This window comes from Sphingomonas sp. S6, assembly GCF_043498045.1.
In the GTDB taxonomy this organism is placed as follows: Bacteria; Pseudomonadota; Alphaproteobacteria; order Sphingomonadales; family Sphingomonadaceae; genus Sphingomonas.
In genome coordinates this window covers 21,719-42,649 of sequence record NZ_JBIEOE010000006.1, presented here as the reverse complement: position 1 = coordinate 42,649, position 20,931 = coordinate 21,719, and the positions used below count along the sequence as shown (strand labels likewise).

The following is a 20,931-nucleotide window of genomic DNA, read 5'->3' as shown; positions in this document are numbered from 1 at the left end:
CTTCCCTCGATCGTTACATGGCCCGGCTGATCGCGTTGCCGTTGTTTTCGACGCTGACGATCGCCGCCATGCTGCTGGTGCTGGACCGCATCCGGCGACTGTTCGACTTCGTCGCGACCGAAGGCGGGCCGATCAGCGTCGTGTGGCGGATGCTGGCCAACCTGCTGCCCGAATATCTCGGCCTGGGCATTCCGATCGGGCTGCTGCTCGGCATCCTGCTCGCCTTCCGCCGGCTTGCCGCCAATTCCGAGCTGGACGTGCTGCGTGCGGTCGGCGTCAGCTATTCGCGGCTGCTGCGCGTGCCGTTCATGTATGCGCTGATCCTCGCCGCGCTCAACATCGCGATCGTCGGCTTCGTCCAGCCCAAGGCCCGCTATTATTACGAGCAGCTGCGCTTCGAACTGCGCACGGGCGCGCTGGGCGCGTCGATCAAGGTGGGCGAGTTCACCCATTTCGGCGACCGCATGACGCTGCGCATCGAGCAGAGCCACGACAGTGGGCGCAAGCTGGACGGCATCTTCGTGCGCTATAGCGACAAGGGCACGACCTATTCGGTGACGGCGCAGTCGGGCCAGTTCCTGGCGACGGACGATCCCAACACGATCATCTTCCGCCTGACCAACGGCACGCTGGTGCACAAGGCGCCCAATTTCACCGTGCCGCGCGTGCTGACCTTCACCAGCCACGATCTGCCCATCCCCCTGCCCCGCTACGAGAATTTCCGTCAGCGCGGGGGGCGCAATCTGGAGTTCACGCTGCCCGAACTCGCCAAGCTTGGCCATAGTTCGTCGAGCGAGGAGCAGCGCGACAGCAGCCGGTCGGAATTCCATTTCCGCCTGGTCGAGGTGGCGACGATGTTCCTGCTGCCACTACTCGCGGTGGCGCTGGGCGTGCCGCCGAAGCGATCGAGCTCGGGCGTCGGCGTGTTCCTGGCGATCGTGATGATCGTCGCGTACCACAAGGTGAACGAATATGCCGCGTCGATCGGCGAGCTGGGGCGGATCGACCCGCTGATCGCGCTGTGGGTGCCGTTCCTGATCTTCGCCGGCCTGATCATCTGGATGTATTACCAGATCGCCTATGTCCCCGGCGGCCAGCCGATCGGTGCGATCGAGCGCGCGTTCGGCAAGATCGGGAAGGCGATCACCCGCTACCTGCCCGGCCGGGGTCGCAAGAAGGGAGTGGCGGCATGAGCAGCTTCTTCCCTTCGCGCACCGTCGCCATCTACATGGGGCGGATGTTCCTGGTGCGCACCTTCGGGCTGCTCGCCGCGCTGCTGCTGATCCTGCAGACGCTCGATCTGTTGAGCGAATCGGGATCGATCCTGGCGCATCCGGGCAACACGCAGGCGCAGGTGTGGACGTATGTGACGCTGCGCGCGCCACAGATCATCGCGTTCCTGCTGCCCTTTTCGGTGCTGCTCGGCACGATCCTGACGCTAATCACGATGAACCAGAACAGCGAGGTCATTGCGCTGAAAGCTGCGGGCCTGTCGGCACATCAGGTGCTGGCGCCGCTGCTGGTCGCGAGCCTGGGCGTCGCGGCGGTGAGCTTCGTGTTCAACGAGCGGATCGTGACGCGCGCGACCGCGACGCTCGATCAGTGGAAGGACGTCGATTACGGCGCGCTGCCGATCGACCGGGGCGAGCGCACCAACGTCTGGGTGCGCGATGGCGACGACCTGATCGCGGTGCAGCAAGTGCGCGGACGGGGCGCCAGCACGCGGCTGGGCAACATCACCGTCTACGATCGTACCGCCGGGCGGCTGGAAGCGATCATCACCGCGCCGCACGGCCATCGCGTGGCGAACGGCTGGGACATCGAGCCGGCGACGCGCTTCGACGTGGCGAGCGGCAAGCTCCAGTCGCTGGGCCAGGTGACGATCGCCGGCGATGTGCGCCCCGACCAGTTCACGCTGGGCAACGTCAATCCCGACGGACTGGACTTTACGCAGCTCAATGCCGCGATCGGCGACCTGCGCGATGCGGGGCGGCCGACCAAGTCGCTGGAGGGCACGCTGTGGCATAAGTTCTCCGGCCCCCTCTCGGCGGTGCTGATGCCGTTGCTGGGCGCGGTCGCGGCGTTCGGTATCGCGCGATCGGGCCAGCTGTTCGTGCGCGCGGTGATCGGGATGGCGCTGGGCTTCGCCTATTTCGTCGCGGACAATTTCGCGTTGGCGATGGGCAACCTGGGTGCCTATCCGCCCTTCCTAGCCGCCTGGGCGCCGTTCCTGTTGTTCCTGCTGATCGGCGAGGCGGTGCTGATCCGCACCGAGGAATAAGCGCGAAGATAGACAACATGAACACCTTAACGGAAACGCTCTGACCCGATCGTTTCCGGAATGGTGATGATCGCCCGTGTGTGGGCCGGGCGACTCAGGTTTGGGTCCAAGCCGGACGACTGACGACGACACCCCAGCGAAGGCTGGGGTCTCCTGCGGGTCCTGCTGCATGCCATAATGCAGAGATCCCAGCCTTCGCTGGGATGACGATCGGGCGGTGCAGAAGGGATGAGAAAGAGCGTCCAACGGTTTGGCAAATGGGCAGCGTGTAGGACAGCGCCAAATGCGCGGCGCCTACATTCAACCCTGGGATCAAATGGTTAGGTCGCCAATCTCACACGACAGTCTGACCGCCGATCCAACACGGCCGCCGTCATATCGTTCGTTAACCATGATGGATTACCGTCGGTCGTCGAGGTCGCCTTCTTGGCGCGACTGCGGATGATGGGGGCCGAGCGTGGCGAATCTGACCGGGACCAGCGCCGCGGCGTTGATGAGGGCGCAGCTGGCGTCGCGCTATGGGATGGCCACCCGCGCCTCCACGCCAGCGACAGCCACAACGACGTCCGCCATGCCGACGGGCAAGACCGCGACGGCGAGCGGTACGACGACGGGCGACGTGGCGACGATCTCGCTTCCGGCCAGGCGCGCCGCGGCGCAGATCGCCGACGCCAAGAAGGATTTTACCGCGCTGTCCAACGAGGTGCGCGCAACGCTGGACGCCCAGTATAAGAGCGCTGGCAAGACGGCGACGCCCAAGCTGGATGAGCTGTCGGGCCGGGCGCTGGCGGCGATCGCGCTCAACCAGGGCGGCGGCTTTTCACGGACCGAGGTGAGCGCCGCCAAGGCCGCGCTTCAGTCGCGCGAGCGGGAGGGCGCGACGGGCGCGATCCACGGCGGCAGCTTCGCGGCCTACAGCCAAACGCTGGTGACGCAGTATGATGCGATGAGCAGCGAGGAGCGCCAGGCGCGCGGGTGGAGCGAGCGCACGCGCGATGCCGCCGCGACGCTAGCCGCGCAGACGAGTGGCACCATGCCGAGCCTGTTCGATCAGATGGGGTGATCCGCCGGTCAGGGGATCGACAGCGCACCTTCCAAAAGAGCGGGCATGCGCACCACCAGCGCGTCGGCGAGCTTCGTGCCGAGCGCGTGCGGATCGTCGGCGGCCGTGCCACCGACCTGCGTCGTGACCGCGGTGCCCGTCCATAGGGTGCGATCGCTGCGTACGTCGACGAGGGTCAGCGTCATGCGCGTCACGACCAGGGGTCGCAGATCCTGTTTGCGGGTCGGCAGGCTGATCCGGACGCCTGTGCCCCAATTGCCGACGCTGACGTCGGGCCCCGCCACCGGTGCGGGCGCGGTGACGAGGCCACGGATATCGCGATCGATCGTGACGCGGGCCTGATAGCGGCTCGGCCCGGCTGGCGGCAGCACGAGGAAGTCAGCGGCGGACAGCGACGATGCCACGGTTTCGGTGAAGGCCGCCACCTCATCGTCGTTAGCACGTATGGCGACCGTGACGGTGCCCTTCGGCAGCGGGTTCGGCGTTGCGGTGACCGCTTCGGCAAGCAGGGCCATGGCCAACACGATGCTCATGCGGCCATTCCCCCTCGATCTGCCCCGATCGTATCAACCTACGCCGGATTAGCGGGCGACGAAAGTGCTCCGCACGATCTTGTTCACCAAGCCCGGCAGGCCGGCATAGCTCGCCTTGTGATAAGGCGAATCCTGCTCCAGCGCGGCGGTGATGCGGCGGTGCGCCTCGCCCAGCGAGTGGTAGGGCAAGCTGGGCAGCAGGTGGTGCAGCGCATGGTAGCGCAGGCCGACCGGCGCCCACAGCGCGGGCAGCAGCGCGGGCGGGGGCACGTTGACCGAGTCGAGATATTGCGCGGTGACGCTCATCGGCTCGCCGTCATTTTCCCACAGATGCGCGACGAGGGTGCGCACCTGATTGACCACCGCGACGCCCGAGCCGATCGCCAGCGCGATCAGCACGCCACGCAGCGAGAAGACGCCGGTCGCGGTCAGCGTGACGATCGCAATCGCCCAGACGCTGGCGGCGGTTTCGACGCGGTTCCACAGCACCTTCGCCTCACCCTCCGGCGCGCGACGGCGGAAGGACGGGTTGATCGCCAGCGCCGAATAGCGTTCGACGATCGTCGTGCGCAGCTTGGGCGACAGCAGCGAAACCGGCGACAGGATCGCATAGCGGATCAAAAGACCGATCGGCGCCAGCGCGGAGATGACGACGAACGCGGGCAGCGTCCACGGCTTCATCAGCGCGAGCGGCAGATATTCGGGGTCTTCCGACGTGCCATAGCGCGTCTTGGCATGGTGCAGGTTATGCACGCCTTCGTACATGAAGCTGGGCGTGAGCATCGGCACGCCCACCAGCGCATTCCAGCCACCGCGGAAGCGCGGCAAGGCGCTGTGCTTCATGTGGCTGACTTCGTGGATGAAGCTGAGCGCGCGGTACAGCGCCAGCGCCGATACCACCGCAGCAAGCACGACCCAGCCGGTGCCCTGCACCGTCACCGCGACCGCCAGCGCACCGTAGCCGATCACCGCAGAGGCGATTAGATCGGCCCAGTAGATGCCGGGGCGCGGCGCGATCAGGTCGCGCGTCAGTTCGGCAGCGGCGCGCAGCATCGCCTTGTCGTCGGCAATCCGCGGGCGCGGGGTCCGCGCGGCGGCCGCCGCCGGAGCGGGGTTGCGCGAAAGGGTCAGCGAGCTTTCCATGGCGTGGTCCATTGCCCGTAGATAGTGGCGACAGCGTGGCATTTACAGGCGTGGGACGCCGCATCCTCTCGATCACAGATGACGGAATCGTCACTCGACCCCGTTGCCCGACGTGCTAGATCGCGTTCCAAATGGGAGGCCTATCTTGAGCGACCTGACGATTACGCCCGTCACCAGCAAGAGCGACCGCAAGGCGTTCGTCGACCTGCCGTTCCGGCTGTACAAGGACGATCCCCACTGGGTGCCGCCGCTGAAGGGCGAGGCGCTGGGCCTGATCACGCCCGAGAAGAACGGCTGGTACAGCCATGCCAAGGCGCAATTGTTCCTGGCGCGCGAGGGCGGCCGCGTGGTCGGGCGCATCTCCGCGCATATCGATACGCTGGCGCTGACCATGCCGGCGGTGCAGGGCTTCGGCCCCGGCGTCGGCCAATGGGGCCTGATGGATGCCGAGCGCGAGGATATCTTCATCGCGCTGCTCGCCAAGGCCGAGGACTGGTTGCGCGCGCAGGGCATCACGCGTGCGCTGGGACCGATCTCGCAGTCGATCTGGGAAGAGCCGGGTCTGCTGGTGCAGGGTTTCGACCATGCGCCGACAATCATGATGGGCCATGCCAAGCCAGACTATCAGGGGTGGATCGAGCGTGCCGGCTATACGACGGCCAAGCAGCTCTTCACCTACGAGCTGGATATCACCCAGGAATTCCCGCCGATCGTCAAACGGATCATCAAATCGGGCGAGAACAATCCGCGCATCGTCGTGCGCGAGGTGGACAAGCGCAAGTTCGAGGAAGAGGCGGCGATCATCCTCGCCATCCTGAACGATGCGTGGAGCGACAATTGGGGCTTCGTCCCCCTCACCCCGCCCGAGATCAAGGACGTGGGCGTCAAGCTGAAGCCGATCGTGTTCAACGACCTGATCCGCATCGCCGAACTGGACGGCAAGCCGGTGGCGTTCATGATCACGCTTCCCGACCTCAACGAAGCGATCAAGCCGCTGAACGGATCGCTGCTGCCGTTCGGCTGGGCGAAGCTGTTGCTGTGGCTGCGCCATCCCAAGGTGCGCACGATGCGCGTGCCGCTGATGGGCGTGGTGAAAGAGCTGCAATCGTCGCGGATGGCGAGCCAGCTCGCCTTCATGATGATCGAATATATCCGCCGCGCATCGGTGGAGCGCTATGGCGCGAGCCGCGGCGAGATCGGCTGGATCCTGGAGGACAATCAGGGGATGCGATCGATCGCCGAGACGATCCAGAGCCGGGTCAACAAGACCTACACCGTCTACGAAAAGACGCTGTAGACGGCAGCGTCAGGCCGCGTTGCGCGGCGCGGCCGGGCGGGCGGCCTGCCGATGGCGGCGCCGCTTGGCGGCATAGAGCGCGGCGTCGGCATCGGCGAGCAGCCGGGCAGCGCCATCGACCGCGAGCGAGCCACTCGCACAGCCGAGGCTGACGCCGACGCTGACCAGGGCGCCTTGGTCGCGCAGATGGATCGGATGGGTGATGGCGTGGCGCGCGGCGGCGGCCATGGCCTCCGCCGACTGGGCGCCGGCATCGGGCAGGACGATCACGAACTCGTCGCCGCCGAGCCGCGCCACCACCTTTTCGCCGGCGACCGCGCGCAGGCGCGCGCCGATCTCCACGAGCACCCGGTCGCCGGCGGCGTGGCCATAATGATCGTTGATGCCCTTGAACCCGTCGAGGTCGAGGAACAGCAGTGACACGGATCGGGTGCTGGTGGCCGCCAGGCGTTCGAGCTCGATATCCAGGCCGGCGCGGTTGACCAGCTGCGTCAGCACGTCGGTACGCGCGAGTTGCTGCGCCTGACGCTTGGCGGCGAGGACCGCCAGCAACGTGCGATTGTTCTGGACGGTCAGCACGATCGACCCGATCGCAAGCACCGCGAACAGCAGGAACACGAAGGCGTTGATCCCGGCGAGCGCGCAGGCCATCGGCGCGCCCACGATGACGTGCATCGCAATGCTCAGCCGCGGCAGCGCGGCCCAGCGAATGGCAAGGCCGGTGAACAGCGCCATGACCGCCATCGTCGCGGCCAGCTGCAATTCCTGGATTCCGGTCGCGAAGCTGAACGCGCAGCCGACGCCGAAGGTCGCGAACATCACGCTGGCCAGCAGGATGATGATGCGGGCGGTGCGATAGGGAACGCGTCGGTTGGTCCGCCACGCGATCCACGCCGGCACGACGCGCGCCTTGAGCAGGACGAGGTCGGCGATCAGCCATGCAAAGGCCCAGCCGGTCCGCGCGAACCAGCAGGCCGACGCGCTCATCAGCAGAAAGCCGAGGCTTGCGGTCAGCACGCCCAAGGGGCGCAGCATCATCGTGTCGATCAGATCGGCACGCAGAGCCGCATCATGGTGGGGGACACCCAGCGCGCGATCGAACGCCCGCTCTGCCCTGCGCAGGAATGTCCCGATGACCGACACAATCAACTCCGTTCCGGCGGAGCTTATGGGCCGCGCATGTTAACATTTTGTGCAAAACGGACCAATCTCGATCGGTCGCGACCGCGGCAACGGGAAGGCGGCGTCACACCGTGACGCTGCGCGCCGGCCGGCCCTCGTCGCCGAAGATGCGGCGGTACCGCGCGATTTCAGCGGGATCGCCGGTCGCCTTGGCGGGATTGTCCGACAGTTTCACCGCCGGGCGGCCGTTGGCCGCGATGACCTTCGCGACCAGCGAGATGGGCTCCAGCGCATGGCCGCCCTCAGGGTCGCAGCCGCGGAAGTCGTTGGTCAGGTTGGTGCCCCAGCCGAAGCTGGTCCGCACCCGGCCGCGGAAATGGCGCGCGGTCGCTTCGATACTGTCGACGTCCATACCGTCCGAGAAGATCAGCAGCCGCTGACGCGGATCGACGCCATGTGCCTGCCACCAGGCCATGATCTGTTCGCCCCCCTCGATCGGCGGCATCGAATCGGGGCGGAAGCCGGTCCAGTCGGCCAGCCAGTTGGGGGCATGCCGCAGGAAGGCCGCGGTGCCAAAGGCGTCGGGCAGTGCGATCAGCAGATTGCCGTCGTAATGCGCACGCCATTCCTCCAGCACGCGATACGGCGCGGCGGCGACCCCGGCATCGTCACCCGCCAGCGCCGCCAGCACCATCGGCAGTTCGTGCGCGTTGGTGCCGATCGCCTCCAGATCATTGTCCATCGCCAGCAGGACGTTCGAGGTGCCGATGAAGCGGCTGCCCAGCCCCTCCTTCACCGCCTCGACACACCAGCGCTGCCACAGAAAGCCGTGACGCCGCCGCGTGCCGAAGTCCGACAGAACGAGGTCGGGGATGGCGCGCAACCGCTCCACCTTGTCCCACAGCTTGGCCTTGGCGCGGGCGTAGAGGATATCGAGTTCGAACCGCCCCCTGCCCTTCAGCGCGGCGCGCGAACGCAGTTCGTTGACGATGGCGAGCGCCGGAATTTCCCACATCGTCGTGTGCGTCCAAGGCCCTTCGAAATGGAGTTCGAACTGGCCGTCGATGGTGCGCAGCTCGTAATCAGGCAGGCGGAAGTCGGCGAGCCAGGCGAGGAAATCGGGCGCGAACATCCGCTGCTTACCGTAGAAGCTGTTGCCGGCGAGCCAGATCAGTTCGCGCTTCGAAAAGCGCAGCGACCGGGCATGATCGAGCTGTTCGCGCAGCTCGCGTTCGTCGATCACCTCGCCCAGGCGCACCGACGTGGTGCGGTTGATCAGCGCGAAGGTCGCCTGCACGTCGGCATGCCGCTGCCAGATGAGCTGCAGCATCAGCAATTTGTAGAAATCGGTGTCGAGCAGGCTGCGCACCACCGGGTCCAGCCGCCATCCGTGATTGTAGACGCGCGTGGCGATATCGGTGACGGGCATGGGAAATCCTGAAGCGCGAAAGGTATTAAACGACCGGATGTAGCCGATCGCCGTGCGGCGTCACAGAAGCGAGGACGCGGCCTCCACGCCAGGCTCGGCCCCGCGCACCGGGGTGGCGAACACCTTGGGACCCGCCAGCGCCGCCGCGAGGTCGGCCTCCCGGAACGGCTTGGAAAGGTGGGCGAGATCGGGCGAGAGCGTCTCGACATCGGCATAGCCCGAGACGATCAGCACGCCGAGGTCCGGGCGGTCCGCGCGCAGGCGGCGCGCCAATTCGGTGCCGGTCATGCCGGGCATCAGATGGTCCGAGACGATGAGGTCGGGCGACAGGCCCTCGTGGATCAGGCGCAGCGCGGCGTCCGCACTATCGGCCTCGACCACGCGATAGCCGATATCGTGCAGCATCTGCGCCGCCGCGGCCCGCACCGCACCCTCGTCGTCGACCAGCAAGACGCAGCCCGCGCCATGCACCGGCGCCGCGCCGGTCGCGTCGGGAACGGGCGCGACGGACACGAGGCTGGCCGGCAGCCACAGTTCGGCGACGGTCCCTGCCCCCGGCGTGCTGGCGAGCCGGAACGTGCCGCCGAGCTGGCTTGCGAGACCATGGACCATCGACAGGCCCAGACCCGTGCCGCGGCCGACGCCCTTGGTGGAGAAGAACGGCTCGATCGCGCGGGCGAGCGTGGCGGCGTCCATGCCGTGGCCCGTGTCAGAGACGCTAAGAAAGACATAGTCGCCGGGCGCGAGCGGGTGCTCCGCCTCCGCCAGATGCCGCTGGCCGAGCGCGACACGCATCACACCGCCCGTGGGCATCGCGTCGCGCGCGTTCACCGCGAGGTTGAGCAGCGCCATTTCCACCTGGTTGCGATCGGCAATCGCCGGCAGCAGCCGTTCGGGCGCGTCGATGACCAGCTGGATCTGCGGGCCGACCGTCGTCGTGAGCAGCGCCGCCATGTCCTGCGTCAGCGCGACCAGATCGACCGCATCGGGCTGCAGTGGTTGGCGCCGCGCGAAGGCGAGCAGGCGCTGCACCAAGGTGCTGGCCCGCTCGGCGGACTGGATCGCGCTGTCGAGCAGGCGGAGACCGCGGTCGCCGTCGGGGAGCTTGCGGCGCAGGAAGTCGAGACCGCCGAGGATCGGCGTCAGCAGATTGTTGAAATCGTGCGCGACGCCGCCGGTCAGCTGGCCGATCGCCTCCATCTTCTGGCTTTGCCGCAGCGCCTCTTCCGTGCGTTGGAGCGCCTCGTCCTTCCGCCGCGCCTCCGTCACGTCGCGGCCCGAACCGTAGATCAGGCCGCCTTCGGTCGAGGTCAGCCAGGAAATGCACCGCAGCGATCCGTCATGGGCGATATAGCGGTTTTCGACCACCGGTACGTCCGCGCCGGACGCCGCCGCGGCGAGCGCCGCCTGGGTCATGGCGATATCGTCGGGGTGGATGAAATCCGTGACGGGTCGCCCCGCCACATCGTGCTGCGAATGGCCGAGCAGCGCGGTCCAGGCGGGGTTGACCGACCGGAACCGGCCATCGGGTTCGACCACGACGAGAAGGTCGCGCGAGAGGTTCCAGACGCGGTCGCGCTCGGCGGTGCGTTCCTCGACCCGCCGTTCGAGCCGTTCGTTGGCGGACTGGACCGCGGCGAGCAGGCGCGCATTCTCGATCGCCACCGCCGCCTGCGCGGCGAGACCGAGGATCAGGTCCTCGTGACGCTGCGAAAAGCGATCGGCATGGGGGTGGCCGAACAGCAGGCCGCCCAGCACCTGCCCGTGCCGCGACACCACCGGCACGGCGAGGTAGCTCGTCACCTCTGGGTGGCCCGGCGGCATGCCGGCAAAGGGGGCGTTGGCGCCGTAGCGGGGATCGCGGGTGATGTTGTCCGACCGGATCACCTCGTTGCGGAAGATCGGGCCCAGCACATTGGTGCCGCGCGGGCGGCCCAGACGGATGAAGTCGCCGCGATCGCCGCCCGACAGCGTGAACAGGTGCAGTCGTTCGCCGCTGTCGTCCATCACGTTATGGAAGAAGGCGCCGACCGACGCGCCGGTCAGCTCGACCCCGGCATCGGTGACCATCTGCACCAGCCGTTCGAGGTCGTGTTCGGCCGCGAGCGCGGTGTTGATCCGGTTGAGCGTGGCGATGGCGCGTTCGGCGCGACGTTCCTCCGTCACATCCTGCACCGACACGCCGATACCGGTGAGCTGGCCCGCGCCGTCGCGGATCGGCAGCCAGTTCTGCCGCCACACGCTGGTGCCGTCGGGGCCGGTCATCTCGAGCCCCTTGACCGTTTCGCCCGCCAGCACCCGTGCGGCGAGCGCCACGGCAGGGTCGGCGCGGTCGGGCGTGATCTCGCCCACGGTGCGCCCGATATGATCGGCGACCGACACGCCGCTGAGCCGCGCGAACCGATCGTCCACCCAGACATAGCGCAGATCGGGATCGAGGATCGCTAGCCCGACCGACGATGCCGCATACATCGCCGCCAGCTGTCCGGCCGGTTGCGCCTCTGACCCCGAATGCCTCACTCGACCCTCATCCTCGAAGGCGCCTGCCTTCCGAACCGCACGCACAACGCCGTTGCATCGCAGAAGTTCTGAGGGTCCGCTTTAACGCTTTGAAGGGCAAGCGCTATCCATCATGCGGTCAGCGGGGCCGTTCGCCGGCGCCACCGATGTCGGCGCGTTCCAGCGTCAATTGCGCGCGGAGGCCATGGCCGTTCGCCCCGGCCGACAGGTGGAGCGCGCCATCGTGCGCCGCGGCGACCCGTGCGACGATCGAGAGGCCGAGGCCACTGCCGCCGCTGCGCGTCGCGCTGCCGCGCCAGAAGCGCCGCGTCATCTGCGCCAGCGTAGCGGGGTCGATCGGCGGTCCGTCGTCGGAGACGCTCACCTGCGCGCCGGGGCCGACTGCAACGGTGATGCCGGTGCCCGGCGGGGTGTGGCGCAGGACATTCTCGATGAGGTTTTCGACCGCGAGCTGGATGGCGTGCGCATAGCCGCGGACCGGCGTCGGCGCGCGATCCTCCAGCGCGATGCGATAGCCTGCGTCGATGACCATCGGCGCGCGGTCGGCGACGACCTGTTCGGCGAGCGCGAGCAGGTCGACCGGCGTGCCGGCATCCTCTGGCGGGCGTTCGAGGTCGGCGAGCGCGAGCAGCTGGGCGATGACATGCGCGGCGCGATCCACCTCGGCGAGCAGTGCGGTGCGCACCGCGGGATCGGCGACGCCGTCGGCGCGCAGGCGGATGACCGACAGCGGCGTGCGCAGTTCATGCGCGACGTCGGCGGCAAAGGCGGCCTGGGTGACGAACGACTGTTCGAGGCGATCGAGCGCGGCATTGGTCGCGATCGCCAGCGGCTCGACCTCGGCGGGCAACGTGCCCTGCGGCAGGCGGCGATCAAGCGTGCGCGGGCCGATGTCGGCGGCGATCGTCGAGACCGCGCTCATCCGCCGGGTCAGCCGCCGGGCCATCCACGCGCCGACCAGCGGCACGATGAGCGTCACCGGCAGCAGCAGCCAGACGAAGCGCGACAGGAAGGTGCGGACGATATCGTCGGTCACCACCTCCGGCGCGGCGGCATCCTGCGACACCACGACCCAGCGGCCGCCGACCGGACGGCTGACCGCGGCGAGCGCACCGCGGCGGACGTGCCGGGTGCGCGAATCGAGGGCGATCCCCGTCACCAGTTCGGGCCGCGCGGGCCCGCGTTCGGCGAGCACGTGGCGCGAGCGATCGACGACCGCGAGCGTCAGTCCGCCCGCCAGCAGGTCCACCGCGCGCACCGCGCGATGCGGCCGGTCGCCGGGCAGCAGCATCGCCACCGCATCCGCCTGCCGTTCCAGCATCACGCGCTGATATTGGCCCGCGATCTGGTGGAGCAGCATCGCCGTGCCGAAGGGCAGCAGGATCGCGGCGGCGAGCGCCGTCGCGCCGTAGAGCAGCGCCACCTGCCCGAACAGCGAGCGCGGCAGGCGCAGGTGCCAGCCCTTGCTCATGTCGCCGGGCGGAGGAGATAGCCGACGCCGCGCACCGTCTCGATCCGCACGCCGCTGCCCGCATCGTCCAGCCGCTTGCGCAGGCGGTGGACATAGACCTCGACCGCGTTCGAGCCGAGATCGCCGCCGACGCCGAACAGATGATCCTCGACCAGGCGCTTGGGCACCACCTTGCCCAGGCGGCGCAGCAGCAGGTCGAGCAATTCGGTTTCGCGTGCGGAGAGCGTCAGCCGCTGCTCTCCCACCCAGGCGACGCGCGTATCCACGTCGAACCGCAACGCCCCGCACGCCAGCGCATTGCCGAGATAGCCGCCCTGCCGGCGCAACACCGCGAGGATGCGTGCGTGCAGCTCGTCCGGGTCGAACGGCTTGACCAGGATATCGTCGGCACCGTCGTTCAGGCCGCGGATGCGTACGTCGACGCCGCCGCGCGCGGTGAGCACCAGCACCGGACAGGTATTGCCCCGCGCGCGCATGCGGCGCAGCACCGCGAGGCCGTCGTCGTCGGGCAGGCCGAGATCGAGCAACACCGCGGCATGGCCTGCGGTCGCCAGATACGCCTCCGCCTCCTCCGCATCGGTGGCGAGGTCGACCGTCAGCCCGCGCTGCACCATCGCCGCCGTCAGCGCATCGGCCAGTCCGCGATCGTCCTCCACCAACAAAATCCGCATCGGACCCTTTCGCGCCGCAGCATTTGTCAGCATTCTGTAAGCGAGCCGGCCTACCGGCTCCAGCCTCATTGCCTGCGAGACGCACCATGCACGCCACCGACACCCCGGAGACGCTTCCCCCCGCCACGACCCTGGGTCGTTCGGCGCAATGGCGGTGGCTGGGGATCGCCGCGGCGGTGCTGGTCGGCATCGGTCTGCTCGTCTCGCTGATCGGTAAATTGACGCATCACGACGAGGCGCCGCCGCCCGCCTCGCCGCCGGGCACTTTCCGCCCCAGCGCCGAACAGATGGCCGCGCTGACGACGATGCGCGTCGGCGATTCGCTGTCGGACGCGGCGACGCTGGCCAGCGGCGCGATCACCGTCGATGGCGATCGCAGCACGCCGGTCGTCATGCCCTATTCGGGGCAGGTCGTGCGCGTGCTGGTCGATGCGGGCCAGCGCGTCGGCCGGGGCCAGGCGCTGATGCTGGTGCGGACCACCGACTTCGTGGACGCGCGCAGCGGCCTGTTCGCGGCACGTGCGGCGTATCAGAATGCGCAGGCCCAACTCGCGACGGCACAGCGGACCGCGGAACGGCAGAAGCAGATCTACGAAACCGCCGGCGGCGCGCTGAAGGATTATCAGCAGGCCCAGGCCGACCTCGCCGCGGCGCAGGCGACCGCGCGCACCAACGCCGCAGCCCTGGGCGCGGCGCGCGACAAGCTCGCGGTGCTCGGCAAGTCGCCGGGCGAGATCAACCGGCTGGAGGGCGTCGGCGAAGTCACCGGCATCCATGACGTCACCACCCTGCATGCGCCGATCAGCGGCCTCGTCGCCTCGCGCGACGTGGCGCCCGGCCAATATGTGACGCAGGGCGGCGACAAGCCGGTGATGACGATCACCGACCCCTCGCGCGTCTGGCTGGTCGCGCAGGTGCCCGAAACGCAGGCCGCGTCGATCCATGTCGGCGATGCCGCGACGGTGACCACCCCCGCCCTGCCCGGCCGCCAGTTCACCGCGCGCATCGATCTGGTCGGCGCCGCGCTTGATCCCGTGACGCACCGCCTGCCGGTGCGTGCCGCGATCGCCAACCCCGACGGCGCGCTGAAGCCGCAGATGTTCGCGAGCTTCGCGATCCACCGCGCCACCTCGACCAAGGCCATCGTCGTGCCCGCGGTCGCGGTGATCCATGAAGGCGACAATGCGCGCGTCTGGGTCGTGCGCCCCGACGGTCTGCTCGTCTCGCGCAATGTCACCACCGGCGACGCACAGGACGGCAAGGTCACGATCACCTCCGGCCTGCAACCGGGCGAGCGCATCGTCACGGCGGGCGCGCTGTTCGTCAACGAAGCGGGTCTGGGCGAATGAACCGCATCGTCGCCTTCGCGCTGCGCCAGCGGCTGCTCATCGTCGGCGTCTTCGTCACGATGCTGCTCGCCGGCGTCATCGGCTTCATCAACCTGAATATCGAGGCCTATCCGGACCCCGTACCGCCGATGGTCGAGGTCATCACGCAGACGCAAGGGCTGTCCGCGGAGGAGATGGAGCGCAACGTCACCATCCCGATCGAGGTACAGATGGCGGGCATCCCGCACCTGACCGCGATCCGTGCGATCAGCCTGTTCGGCCTGTCCGACATCAAGATCCAGTTCAGCTATGATTACACCAACGAACAGGCCAAGCAGCAGGTCATCAACCGTCTGTCGCAGCTGCCGCCGCTGACCGGCGGGGCGCAGCCGACGCTGTCGCCGACCAGCCCGGTGGGCGAGATCTTCCGCTACAAACTCACCGCGCCCAAGGGCTATTCGGTGATGGATCTGAAGACGTTGCAGGACTGGGTGCTGCAACGCCGGTTCAAGCGCATTCCGGGCGTGATCGATGTCACCGGCTGGGGCGGCAAGCTGCGCGCCTATGACGTGGTGATCGACAACGACCGGCTCGCCGCACACAATGTCACCGTCAGCCAGGTCCTGCAGGCGATCGCCAAGAGCGACGGCAACGTCGGCGGCCAGACGATCAACTTCGGCAGCCAGGCCGCGATCGTTCGCGGCGTCGGCTTGATCCAGTCGGTCAGCGGCATCGAGAACGTGCTGGTGGGCAGCGCCAACGGCCAGCCGATCCTGCTGAAGGACGTGGCGCATGTCACGATCGGTAACAGCCCGCGGCTGGGCGTCGCCGGCTACAACGACCAGGACGATATCGTGCAGGGCATCGTGCTGATGCAGCGCGGCGCCCAGTCGATGCCCACGATCAAGGCGGTGCAGAAGGAAGTGGCGGACATCAACGCCTCCGGCATCCTGCCGCCGGGCGTGCAGTTGCAGCGCATCTACGACCGGTCGGACCTGATCAACCTGACCATCCACACCGTGCTCGAGAACATGGTGGTCGGCATCATCCTGATCTTCGCGCTGCAATGGCTGTTCCTGGGCAATTTGCGCAGTGCGATCATCGTCGCCGCCACCATCCCCTTCGCGCTCGCCTTCGCAATCCTGATCCTGGTGTTGCAGGGGGAAAGCGCGAACCTGTTGTCGGTCGGCGCGCTCGATTTCGGCCTGGTGGTCGATGCCAGCGTCATCATGGTCGAGAACATCTTCCGCCACATGGTGGAGCGATCGGCGCACGTCGAAAATGGGAAGGGCCATTTCACCCTCGCCAACCGCTTCTCGGCGGTGCTGGGCGCGTCGAGCGAGGTCAGCCGCGGCATCTTCTTCGCCGCCGCGATCATCATCGCAAGCTTCCTGCCGCTGTTCACGCTGACCGGCGTCGAGGGCCATATCTTCGGCCCGATGGCCAAGACCTATGCCTATGCCATCACCGGTGGCCTGATCGCGACCTTCACCGTCGCGCCGGTGCTGGCGACGCTGCTGCTGCCGGACAAATTGTCCGAGGTGGAGACGTTCATCGTCGGCCGGCTGCGCCGCGTCTACGAACCCGCCGCCGCCTTCGCGCTGGGCAACCGGGTGATCGCATTGGGTGGTGCGATGCTGATGCTGCTGGTCGCCGTTGTCGGTGTGCGCTCGCTCGGCATCGAATTCCTGCCGCACCTCGAAGAAGGCAATATGTACATCCGCGCGACGCTGCCTGCGTCAATCAGCCTCGAAGGCGGCCAGCCGGTCGTCAACGAGGTGCGGCGGATCATCATGAAATACCCGGAGGTCCAGTCGGTCCTGTCGGCGCAGGGCCGCCCCGACGACGGCACCGATTCGACCGGGTTCTTCAACGCCGAATTCTTCGTGCCGTTGAAGCCCTTCGACAGCTGGCCGCGCGGCGTGACCAAGGAAACGCTGACCGAGGAATTGTCGAAGAAGCTGCAACAGCGCTTCCCCGGCGTCGATTTCTCGTTCTCGCAATATATCGAGGATAACGTCGAAGAGGCCGCATCCGGCGTGAAGGGCGCCAATTCGATCAAGCTGTTCGGCCCCGATTTGCCGACGCTGGAAAAATACGCGGACCAGATCAAGGACCAGATGAGCAAGGTCCGCGGCATCGAGGATCTGGGCGTGTTCCAGTCGCTGGGCCAGCCGACCGTGCGCGTCGATGTCGATCGCGCCAAGGCTGCGCGTTATGGCCTGACGCCCGACGACGTGAACCAGACAGTCGCCGCGGCGATCGGCGGCAGCTCGACCGCCGACCTGTACGAGGCCGGCACCGACCGCCACTTCCCGATCATCGTTCGGCTGAAGTCCGAACAGCGCGATTCGATCGAGGCGATCCGCCGCATCACGATCGGCGCGCCCGCGACCGACGGCAGCAACACCACGATCCAGGTGCCACTGTCCGAGGTCGCCAACGTCCACCTGACCAGCGGCGCGTCGTTCATCTATCGCGAGCATCAGGAACGCTACATCCCGATCAAATTCTCGGTGCGCGGCCGCGATCTGGGCGGCGCGGTGGACGAGGCGCGGGCACGCATCCAGCGTACCGTGCACCTGCCGAGCGGCTATCATCTGGAATGGGCGGGCGAGCTGGACAATCTCAACAACGCCATCGCGCGTCTCGAGATCGTCGTGCCGATCAGCCTGTTGCTGATGCTGCTGCTACTCTACGCCAATTTCGGGTCGATCCGCGACAGCCTGCTCGCCTTTGCGGCGATCCCGCTGGCCGTCGTCGGGGGCGTGCTGGCGCTGGCCTTGACCGGCACGGCGTTCAGCATCTCGTCCGCGATCGGCTTCGTCGCGCTGTTCGGCATCGCGGTGATGGACGGCATCCTCGTCGTGACGACGTACAACAATGCCGTCGACGAAGGACACGACCGCAAGACGGCGCTCGCCACCACGGTGCGCCACAGCCTGCGCCCGGTCGTGATGACCTGTCTGGTCGCCGCGATCGGCCTGCTGCCGGCAGCGCTGTCGCACGGCATCGGCAGCCAGGTGCAAAAGCCGCTGGCGCTCGTCGTCGTCGGTGGCATGACGTTGGCGCCAGTACTGATCCTGCTGATCCTGCCGGTGCTGATCGACCGCTTCTCGAAGCGCGTGCCGCCCGAGGATCGCGGGGCGCATGGCCGCGACGTCGGCCACCATCCCCACCCCGACCCCGATGCTGCCGGTGAGGAGGCCCTCGCATGACCCGCACCCTCGTCATCCTGCTTGCCTGCTCGACCGCGGCGTGCGCGAGTACCGTCCACGACCTCGACGCGCATGCGCCCCTGCCTGCCGCCGCCACACCCGCCACGATCGCCCCCGCGACCGGGCCGGCGCAGGGCTTTACCACCGCGCCGGTTGCCGCCGACTGGTGGACGGCGTTCGGCAGTCCGCAGCTCAACACGCTCGTCGGCGAAGCGCTGGCGCGCAACAATGACATCGCCGTCGCCGATGCCGCGTTGCGACAGGCGCGCGAACTGGCCGGCGCGGCGGGCGGACAGGCCCTGCCGCAGATCGATGGCAGCTATCAGGCGGAGCGCACCCGCGTCTCCAACGCGCTGTCGCCCGCGGTCGCCGACCAGAACCAGCAGCTGTACACGCTGCACACGGCGCAGGTCGCGGTCAGCTATCCGGTCGATCTGTTCGGCGGGGTGCGATCCAAGATCCGTTCGGCGCGTGCGCAGGCCGAGGTGCAGCGCCACCGGCTGGATGCCGCGCGCGCCAGCGTCGTCGCCAATCTGGTGCAGGCGATCATCCAGCGCGCGGTGCTGGCCGATCAGGTGCAGGCGGCGCAGATCGCCATCGCGGTCAATCGCGACATCCTGAAGAGCCAGCTGCAACGCCAGCGCCTGGGCGCGATCGGCGCGGCGGACGTTGCGACACAGCAGACCGCGCTCGCCACCGCGGAGGGTGCGTTGCCGCCGCTCGTCCGGCAGGAAGCGCACCAGCGCGTCGTCATCGCCGCGCTGCTCGGCCGGCCGGCGGGCGATCCTTTGCCCGAGCTGCCGACGCTGGCGGCGCTGCAATTGCCGACCAGCCTGCCCGCCGTCCTCCCCTCCGACCTCGTCGCGCGGCGGCCGGACGTGCGCGCGGCGGCGGCGCAGCTGGAGGGCGCGGGCGCTGATGTGCGGACCGCGATCGCGGCGCGGCTGCCCTCGATCACGCTCAGCGGCACCGCGGGCGGATCGGCGCAGCGCTTCGGCGACATGTTCAAGGACGGCAATCCGTTCTGGACGCTGATCGGTGGGCTGACCCAGCCGATCTTCCACGCCGGCGCGCTGCGCCATCAGCAGCGTGCGGCCGAGGCGGCGCTGGATGGCGCCAAGGCGCAATATCGCACCGCGGTGCTGACCGCGTTCGGCGACGTGTCCGATGCGCTGACCGGCCTTGCGACCGATGGCGTGGCGCTGGATGCCGCGACGCGGGCGAGCGATGCGTCGAACCGCGCGCTGACCTTCACCCGCCGGCAGCTGGCGCTGGGCGGGGTCGATTCGCTGGTGCTGCTCAACGCCACCGCCGCCGATGCGCAGGCGCGCGCACAGCTGGTGCAGGCGAAGGGTGCGCGGCTGAGCGATACGGTGGCGCTGTTCCTGGCGAGCGGTGGGCCTGTCGCTGGCCGGTGATTGCATCGCTGCGGCAGAGCGAAGCTGTCCAGAGTCGGGCCAGGACGCCCTGGAGTGCTTCGCTACGCTCGCAATGACGGATGGGGAATGGATTGCGTGGTCGATCGCCGTGTCACCGCAGCGAAGGCTGGGGTCTAGCTCGGCTGCCGTCACGCCCATTGACGAGGATATCCCAGCCTTCGCTGGGATGACGGCATGTTCGCGACCTGCTCGTCGACAGACTTCAGGCGAACGGAGCCGGTGACGACCGCCAACAAAAAAGGCCGGCGCTGGGGATACCAGCGCCGGCCTTTTTTACGTGTCGAGATAGCGGATCAGCGGCGGGGCTGCGCGCCTGGCGGGACCGCACCCGGGGGCATCGCGCCGGGCATGCCCGGCATGCCACCCTGCTGGGCCTGCATCTGCATCTGGCGGACCACCGCTTCCGGCAGGAAGTCGATCAGGTCGATGTCGAAGACGAGCGTCGAGTTGGGCGGGATCGCCCCCTTGTCCGCAGCACCATAGCCGAGCGAGGGCTTGATCCAGACGCGGTACTTCGCGCCCTTGGGCATCAGCTTCAGCGCTTCGGTGAAACCTGGGACCAGGCCGGCAACAGGCAGCGGCGTCGGCTGCTGCGACTTTTCGAAGACGGTGCCGTTCAGCAGCTTGCCTTCATAGTTGATCAGCGCGACGTCCGCATCGGTCGGCTTGGGCGCACCCGGCGCGCCGGGCTGCAGCACCTTGTACTGAAGGCCCGACGGGGTGGTGACGACGCCGCGGGCGCGGGCGTTGCGGGTCAGGAAGTCGTCGCCCTGGCGCGCGAGCGCGAACGCCGCGATGCAGGCGAGCGCAATGCCGACCCAGAGGTAGACGAGATAGCTGCGCTTGACGGGCTGCAGCGGAACGGCGGTGACGGTGGACATCAGAGCACCTGGAGCTGTGGTGCCGGGCCGGCCGTCACCGGTTCAAAAGTCGCAAAAGTCACGCCGGCGCACGTGTTCTGCACACGCACACCGGCGGTTTTACAATGACTTACCGTGCGCCGTCGCGCTCAGCGCGCTTGCGCTCGAGCTTGCGGGCGCGACGGACCGCAGCGGCACGCTCGCGCGCGCGCTTTTCCGACGGCTTCTCGTAGTGACGGCGCAGCTTCATCTCGCGATACACACCCTCACGCTGCAGCTTCTTCTTGAGCGCGCGAAGAGCCTGGTCGACATTGTTGTCGCGGACGACGATCTGCATAAAACCCAATCACTCCGGTCAATAGCTAATGCGGCCGCAGACAAGGGGTCCGCGCCGTGCGAACGGTGCCCCTAGCAGCGACATGCCCCATTGGCAACCCGTGACGGCACGCGATGCCCGATCCAGCGTGGCCCGCATGGCGGCAAGCGTTGACAGGCTGGCTGAGAACAACGAGTGGTAACGCTAACCGCTAAATTGACAGACAAATAACGGGAGAGT

General features: G+C 67.9%; 16 protein-coding genes. 7 read left to right on the top strand and 9 right to left on the bottom strand.

Annotation, left to right across the window (positions count from 1 at the left end; genetic code table 11):
- The first annotated feature begins 17 nt into the window (after positions 1–17).
- The 3 genes from lptF (at position 18) to ACGVWT_RS11290 (ending at position 3,344) form a co-directional block, all read left to right on the top strand.
- Positions 18–1,193 (top strand): LPS export ABC transporter permease LptF, encoded by a 1,176-nt coding sequence (gene lptF, locus ACGVWT_RS11300; protein WP_315461966.1) that lies wholly within the window; start codon positions 18–20, stop codon positions 1,191–1,193.
- Complete coding sequence (gene lptG / locus ACGVWT_RS11295) at positions 1,190–2,281, top strand: LPS export ABC transporter permease LptG (protein WP_116460812.1); 1,092 nt, start codon at positions 1,190–1,192, stop codon at positions 2,279–2,281. The genes lptF and lptG overlap by 4 nt, the downstream gene beginning before the upstream one ends.
- Positions 2,282–2,852: 571 nt before the next feature.
- Positions 2,853–3,344 (top strand): hypothetical protein, encoded by a 492-nt coding sequence (locus tag ACGVWT_RS11290; RefSeq protein ID WP_315461965.1) that lies wholly within the window; start codon positions 2,853–2,855, stop codon positions 3,342–3,344.
- 8 nt (positions 3,345–3,352) lie between these two features.
- On the opposite strand, the gene ACGVWT_RS11285 is transcribed toward ACGVWT_RS11290, so the two are convergent.
- Positions 3,353–3,877, bottom strand: a complete 525-nt coding sequence (locus tag ACGVWT_RS11285; protein ID WP_315461964.1) for a hypothetical protein — start codon at positions 3,875–3,877, stop codon at positions 3,353–3,355.
- Between the two features lie 48 nt (positions 3,878–3,925).
- Complete coding sequence (locus ACGVWT_RS11280) at positions 3,926–5,020, bottom strand: fatty acid desaturase (RefSeq protein ID WP_315461963.1); 1,095 nt, start codon at positions 5,018–5,020, stop codon at positions 3,926–3,928.
- 142 nt (positions 5,021–5,162) lie between these two features.
- On the opposite strand from ACGVWT_RS11280, the gene ACGVWT_RS11275 reads away from it, so the two are divergent.
- The gene (locus ACGVWT_RS11275) at positions 5,163–6,317 is read left to right on the top strand and encodes an N-acetyltransferase (protein ID WP_315462120.1); all 1,155 of its coding nucleotides are present in this window, start codon (positions 5,163–5,165) and stop codon (positions 6,315–6,317) included.
- Positions 6,318–6,326: 9 nt separating this feature from the next.
- Here the strand turns inward: ACGVWT_RS11275 and ACGVWT_RS11270 are convergent, their stop codons facing one another.
- The 5 genes from ACGVWT_RS11270 to ACGVWT_RS11250 form a co-directional block, all read right to left on the bottom strand.
- Positions 6,327–7,460 (bottom strand): diguanylate cyclase domain-containing protein, encoded by a 1,134-nt coding sequence (locus ACGVWT_RS11270; RefSeq protein ID WP_315461962.1) that lies wholly within the window; start codon positions 7,458–7,460, stop codon positions 6,327–6,329.
- 103 nt (positions 7,461–7,563) lie between these two features.
- Positions 7,564–8,868, bottom strand: coding sequence for a nicotinate phosphoribosyltransferase (gene pncB / locus ACGVWT_RS11265; protein WP_315461961.1), 1,305 nt, complete (start codon positions 8,866–8,868; stop codon positions 7,564–7,566).
- 60 nt (positions 8,869–8,928) lie between these two features.
- A complete protein-coding gene (locus ACGVWT_RS11260; RefSeq protein WP_394426406.1) occupies positions 8,929–11,388 on the bottom strand; it encodes a PAS domain-containing protein in 2,460 nt (819 codons plus the stop codon).
- Positions 11,389–11,506: 118 nt separating this feature from the next.
- On the bottom strand, positions 11,507–12,859 hold the full coding sequence (locus tag ACGVWT_RS11255) for a HAMP domain-containing sensor histidine kinase (protein ID WP_315461959.1): 1,353 nt from the start codon (positions 12,857–12,859) through the stop codon (positions 11,507–11,509).
- Positions 12,856–13,530 (bottom strand): response regulator transcription factor, encoded by a 675-nt coding sequence (locus tag ACGVWT_RS11250; protein WP_018251091.1) that lies wholly within the window; start codon positions 13,528–13,530, stop codon positions 12,856–12,858. The genes ACGVWT_RS11255 and ACGVWT_RS11250 overlap by 4 nt, the downstream gene beginning before the upstream one ends.
- Positions 13,531–13,616: 86 nt before the next feature.
- Between ACGVWT_RS11250 and ACGVWT_RS11245 the strand changes: the two genes are divergently transcribed.
- From ACGVWT_RS11245 to ACGVWT_RS11235, 3 genes are read left to right on the top strand one after another with little or no spacing between them, the layout of a single operon-like run.
- Positions 13,617–14,879 (top strand): efflux RND transporter periplasmic adaptor subunit, encoded by a 1,263-nt coding sequence (locus ACGVWT_RS11245; protein WP_315461958.1) that lies wholly within the window; start codon positions 13,617–13,619, stop codon positions 14,877–14,879.
- Positions 14,876–18,076 (top strand): CusA/CzcA family heavy metal efflux RND transporter, encoded by a 3,201-nt coding sequence (locus ACGVWT_RS11240; protein ID WP_315461957.1) that lies wholly within the window; start codon positions 14,876–14,878, stop codon positions 18,074–18,076. Before ACGVWT_RS11245 ends, ACGVWT_RS11240 begins: the two co-directional genes overlap by 4 nt.
- On the top strand, positions 18,073–19,494 hold the full coding sequence (locus ACGVWT_RS11235) for an efflux transporter outer membrane subunit (RefSeq protein WP_315461956.1): 1,422 nt from the start codon (positions 18,073–18,075) through the stop codon (positions 19,492–19,494). Before ACGVWT_RS11240 ends, ACGVWT_RS11235 begins: the two co-directional genes overlap by 4 nt.
- 314 nt (positions 19,495–19,808) lie before the next feature.
- Here the strand turns inward: ACGVWT_RS11235 and ACGVWT_RS11230 are convergent, their stop codons facing one another.
- Positions 19,809–20,396, bottom strand: coding sequence for an FKBP-type peptidyl-prolyl cis-trans isomerase (locus tag ACGVWT_RS11230; protein WP_294282505.1), 588 nt, complete (start codon positions 20,394–20,396; stop codon positions 19,809–19,811).
- Positions 20,397–20,505: 109 nt separating this feature from the next.
- Positions 20,506–20,712 (bottom strand): 30S ribosomal protein S21, encoded by a 207-nt coding sequence (rpsU, locus tag ACGVWT_RS11225; RefSeq protein ID WP_017978269.1) that lies wholly within the window; start codon positions 20,710–20,712, stop codon positions 20,506–20,508.
- Between the last annotated feature and the right edge of the window lie 219 nt (positions 20,713–20,931).

What these genes read in the sequence shown, in the direction of transcription:
- ACGVWT_RS11230 (WP_294282505.1), bottom strand. Translation starts at nt 20,396, where the DNA reads ATGTCCACCGTCACCGCCGTTCCGCTGCAGCCCGTCAAGCGCAGCTAT.
- ACGVWT_RS11235 (WP_315461956.1), top strand. Translation starts at nt 18,073, where the DNA reads ATGACCCGCACCCTCGTCATCCTGCTTGCCTGCTCGACCGCGGCGTGC.
- ACGVWT_RS11240 (WP_315461957.1), top strand. Translation starts at nt 14,876, where the DNA reads ATGAACCGCATCGTCGCCTTCGCGCTGCGCCAGCGGCTGCTCATCGTC.
- pncB (WP_315461961.1), bottom strand. Translation starts at nt 8,868, where the DNA reads ATGCCCGTCACCGATATCGCCACGCGCGTCTACAATCACGGATGGCGG.
- ACGVWT_RS11245 (WP_315461958.1), top strand. Translation starts at nt 13,617, where the DNA reads ATGCACGCCACCGACACCCCGGAGACGCTTCCCCCCGCCACGACCCTG.
- ACGVWT_RS11280 (WP_315461963.1), bottom strand. Translation starts at nt 5,020, where the DNA reads ATGGAAAGCTCGCTGACCCTTTCGCGCAACCCCGCTCCGGCGGCGGCC.
- lptG (WP_116460812.1), top strand. Translation starts at nt 1,190, where the DNA reads ATGAGCAGCTTCTTCCCTTCGCGCACCGTCGCCATCTACATGGGGCGG.
- lptF (WP_315461966.1), top strand. Translation starts at nt 18, where the DNA reads ATGGCCCGGCTGATCGCGTTGCCGTTGTTTTCGACGCTGACGATCGCC.
- rpsU (WP_017978269.1), bottom strand. Translation starts at nt 20,712, where the DNA reads ATGCAGATCGTCGTCCGCGACAACAATGTCGACCAGGCTCTTCGCGCG.
- ACGVWT_RS11290 (WP_315461965.1), top strand. Translation starts at nt 2,853, where the DNA reads ATGCCGACGGGCAAGACCGCGACGGCGAGCGGTACGACGACGGGCGAC.
- ACGVWT_RS11250 (WP_018251091.1), bottom strand. Translation starts at nt 13,530, where the DNA reads ATGCGGATTTTGTTGGTGGAGGACGATCGCGGACTGGCCGATGCGCTG.
- ACGVWT_RS11255 (WP_315461959.1), bottom strand. Translation starts at nt 12,859, where the DNA reads ATGAGCAAGGGCTGGCACCTGCGCCTGCCGCGCTCGCTGTTCGGGCAG.
- ACGVWT_RS11285 (WP_315461964.1), bottom strand. Translation starts at nt 3,877, where the DNA reads ATGAGCATCGTGTTGGCCATGGCCCTGCTTGCCGAAGCGGTCACCGCA.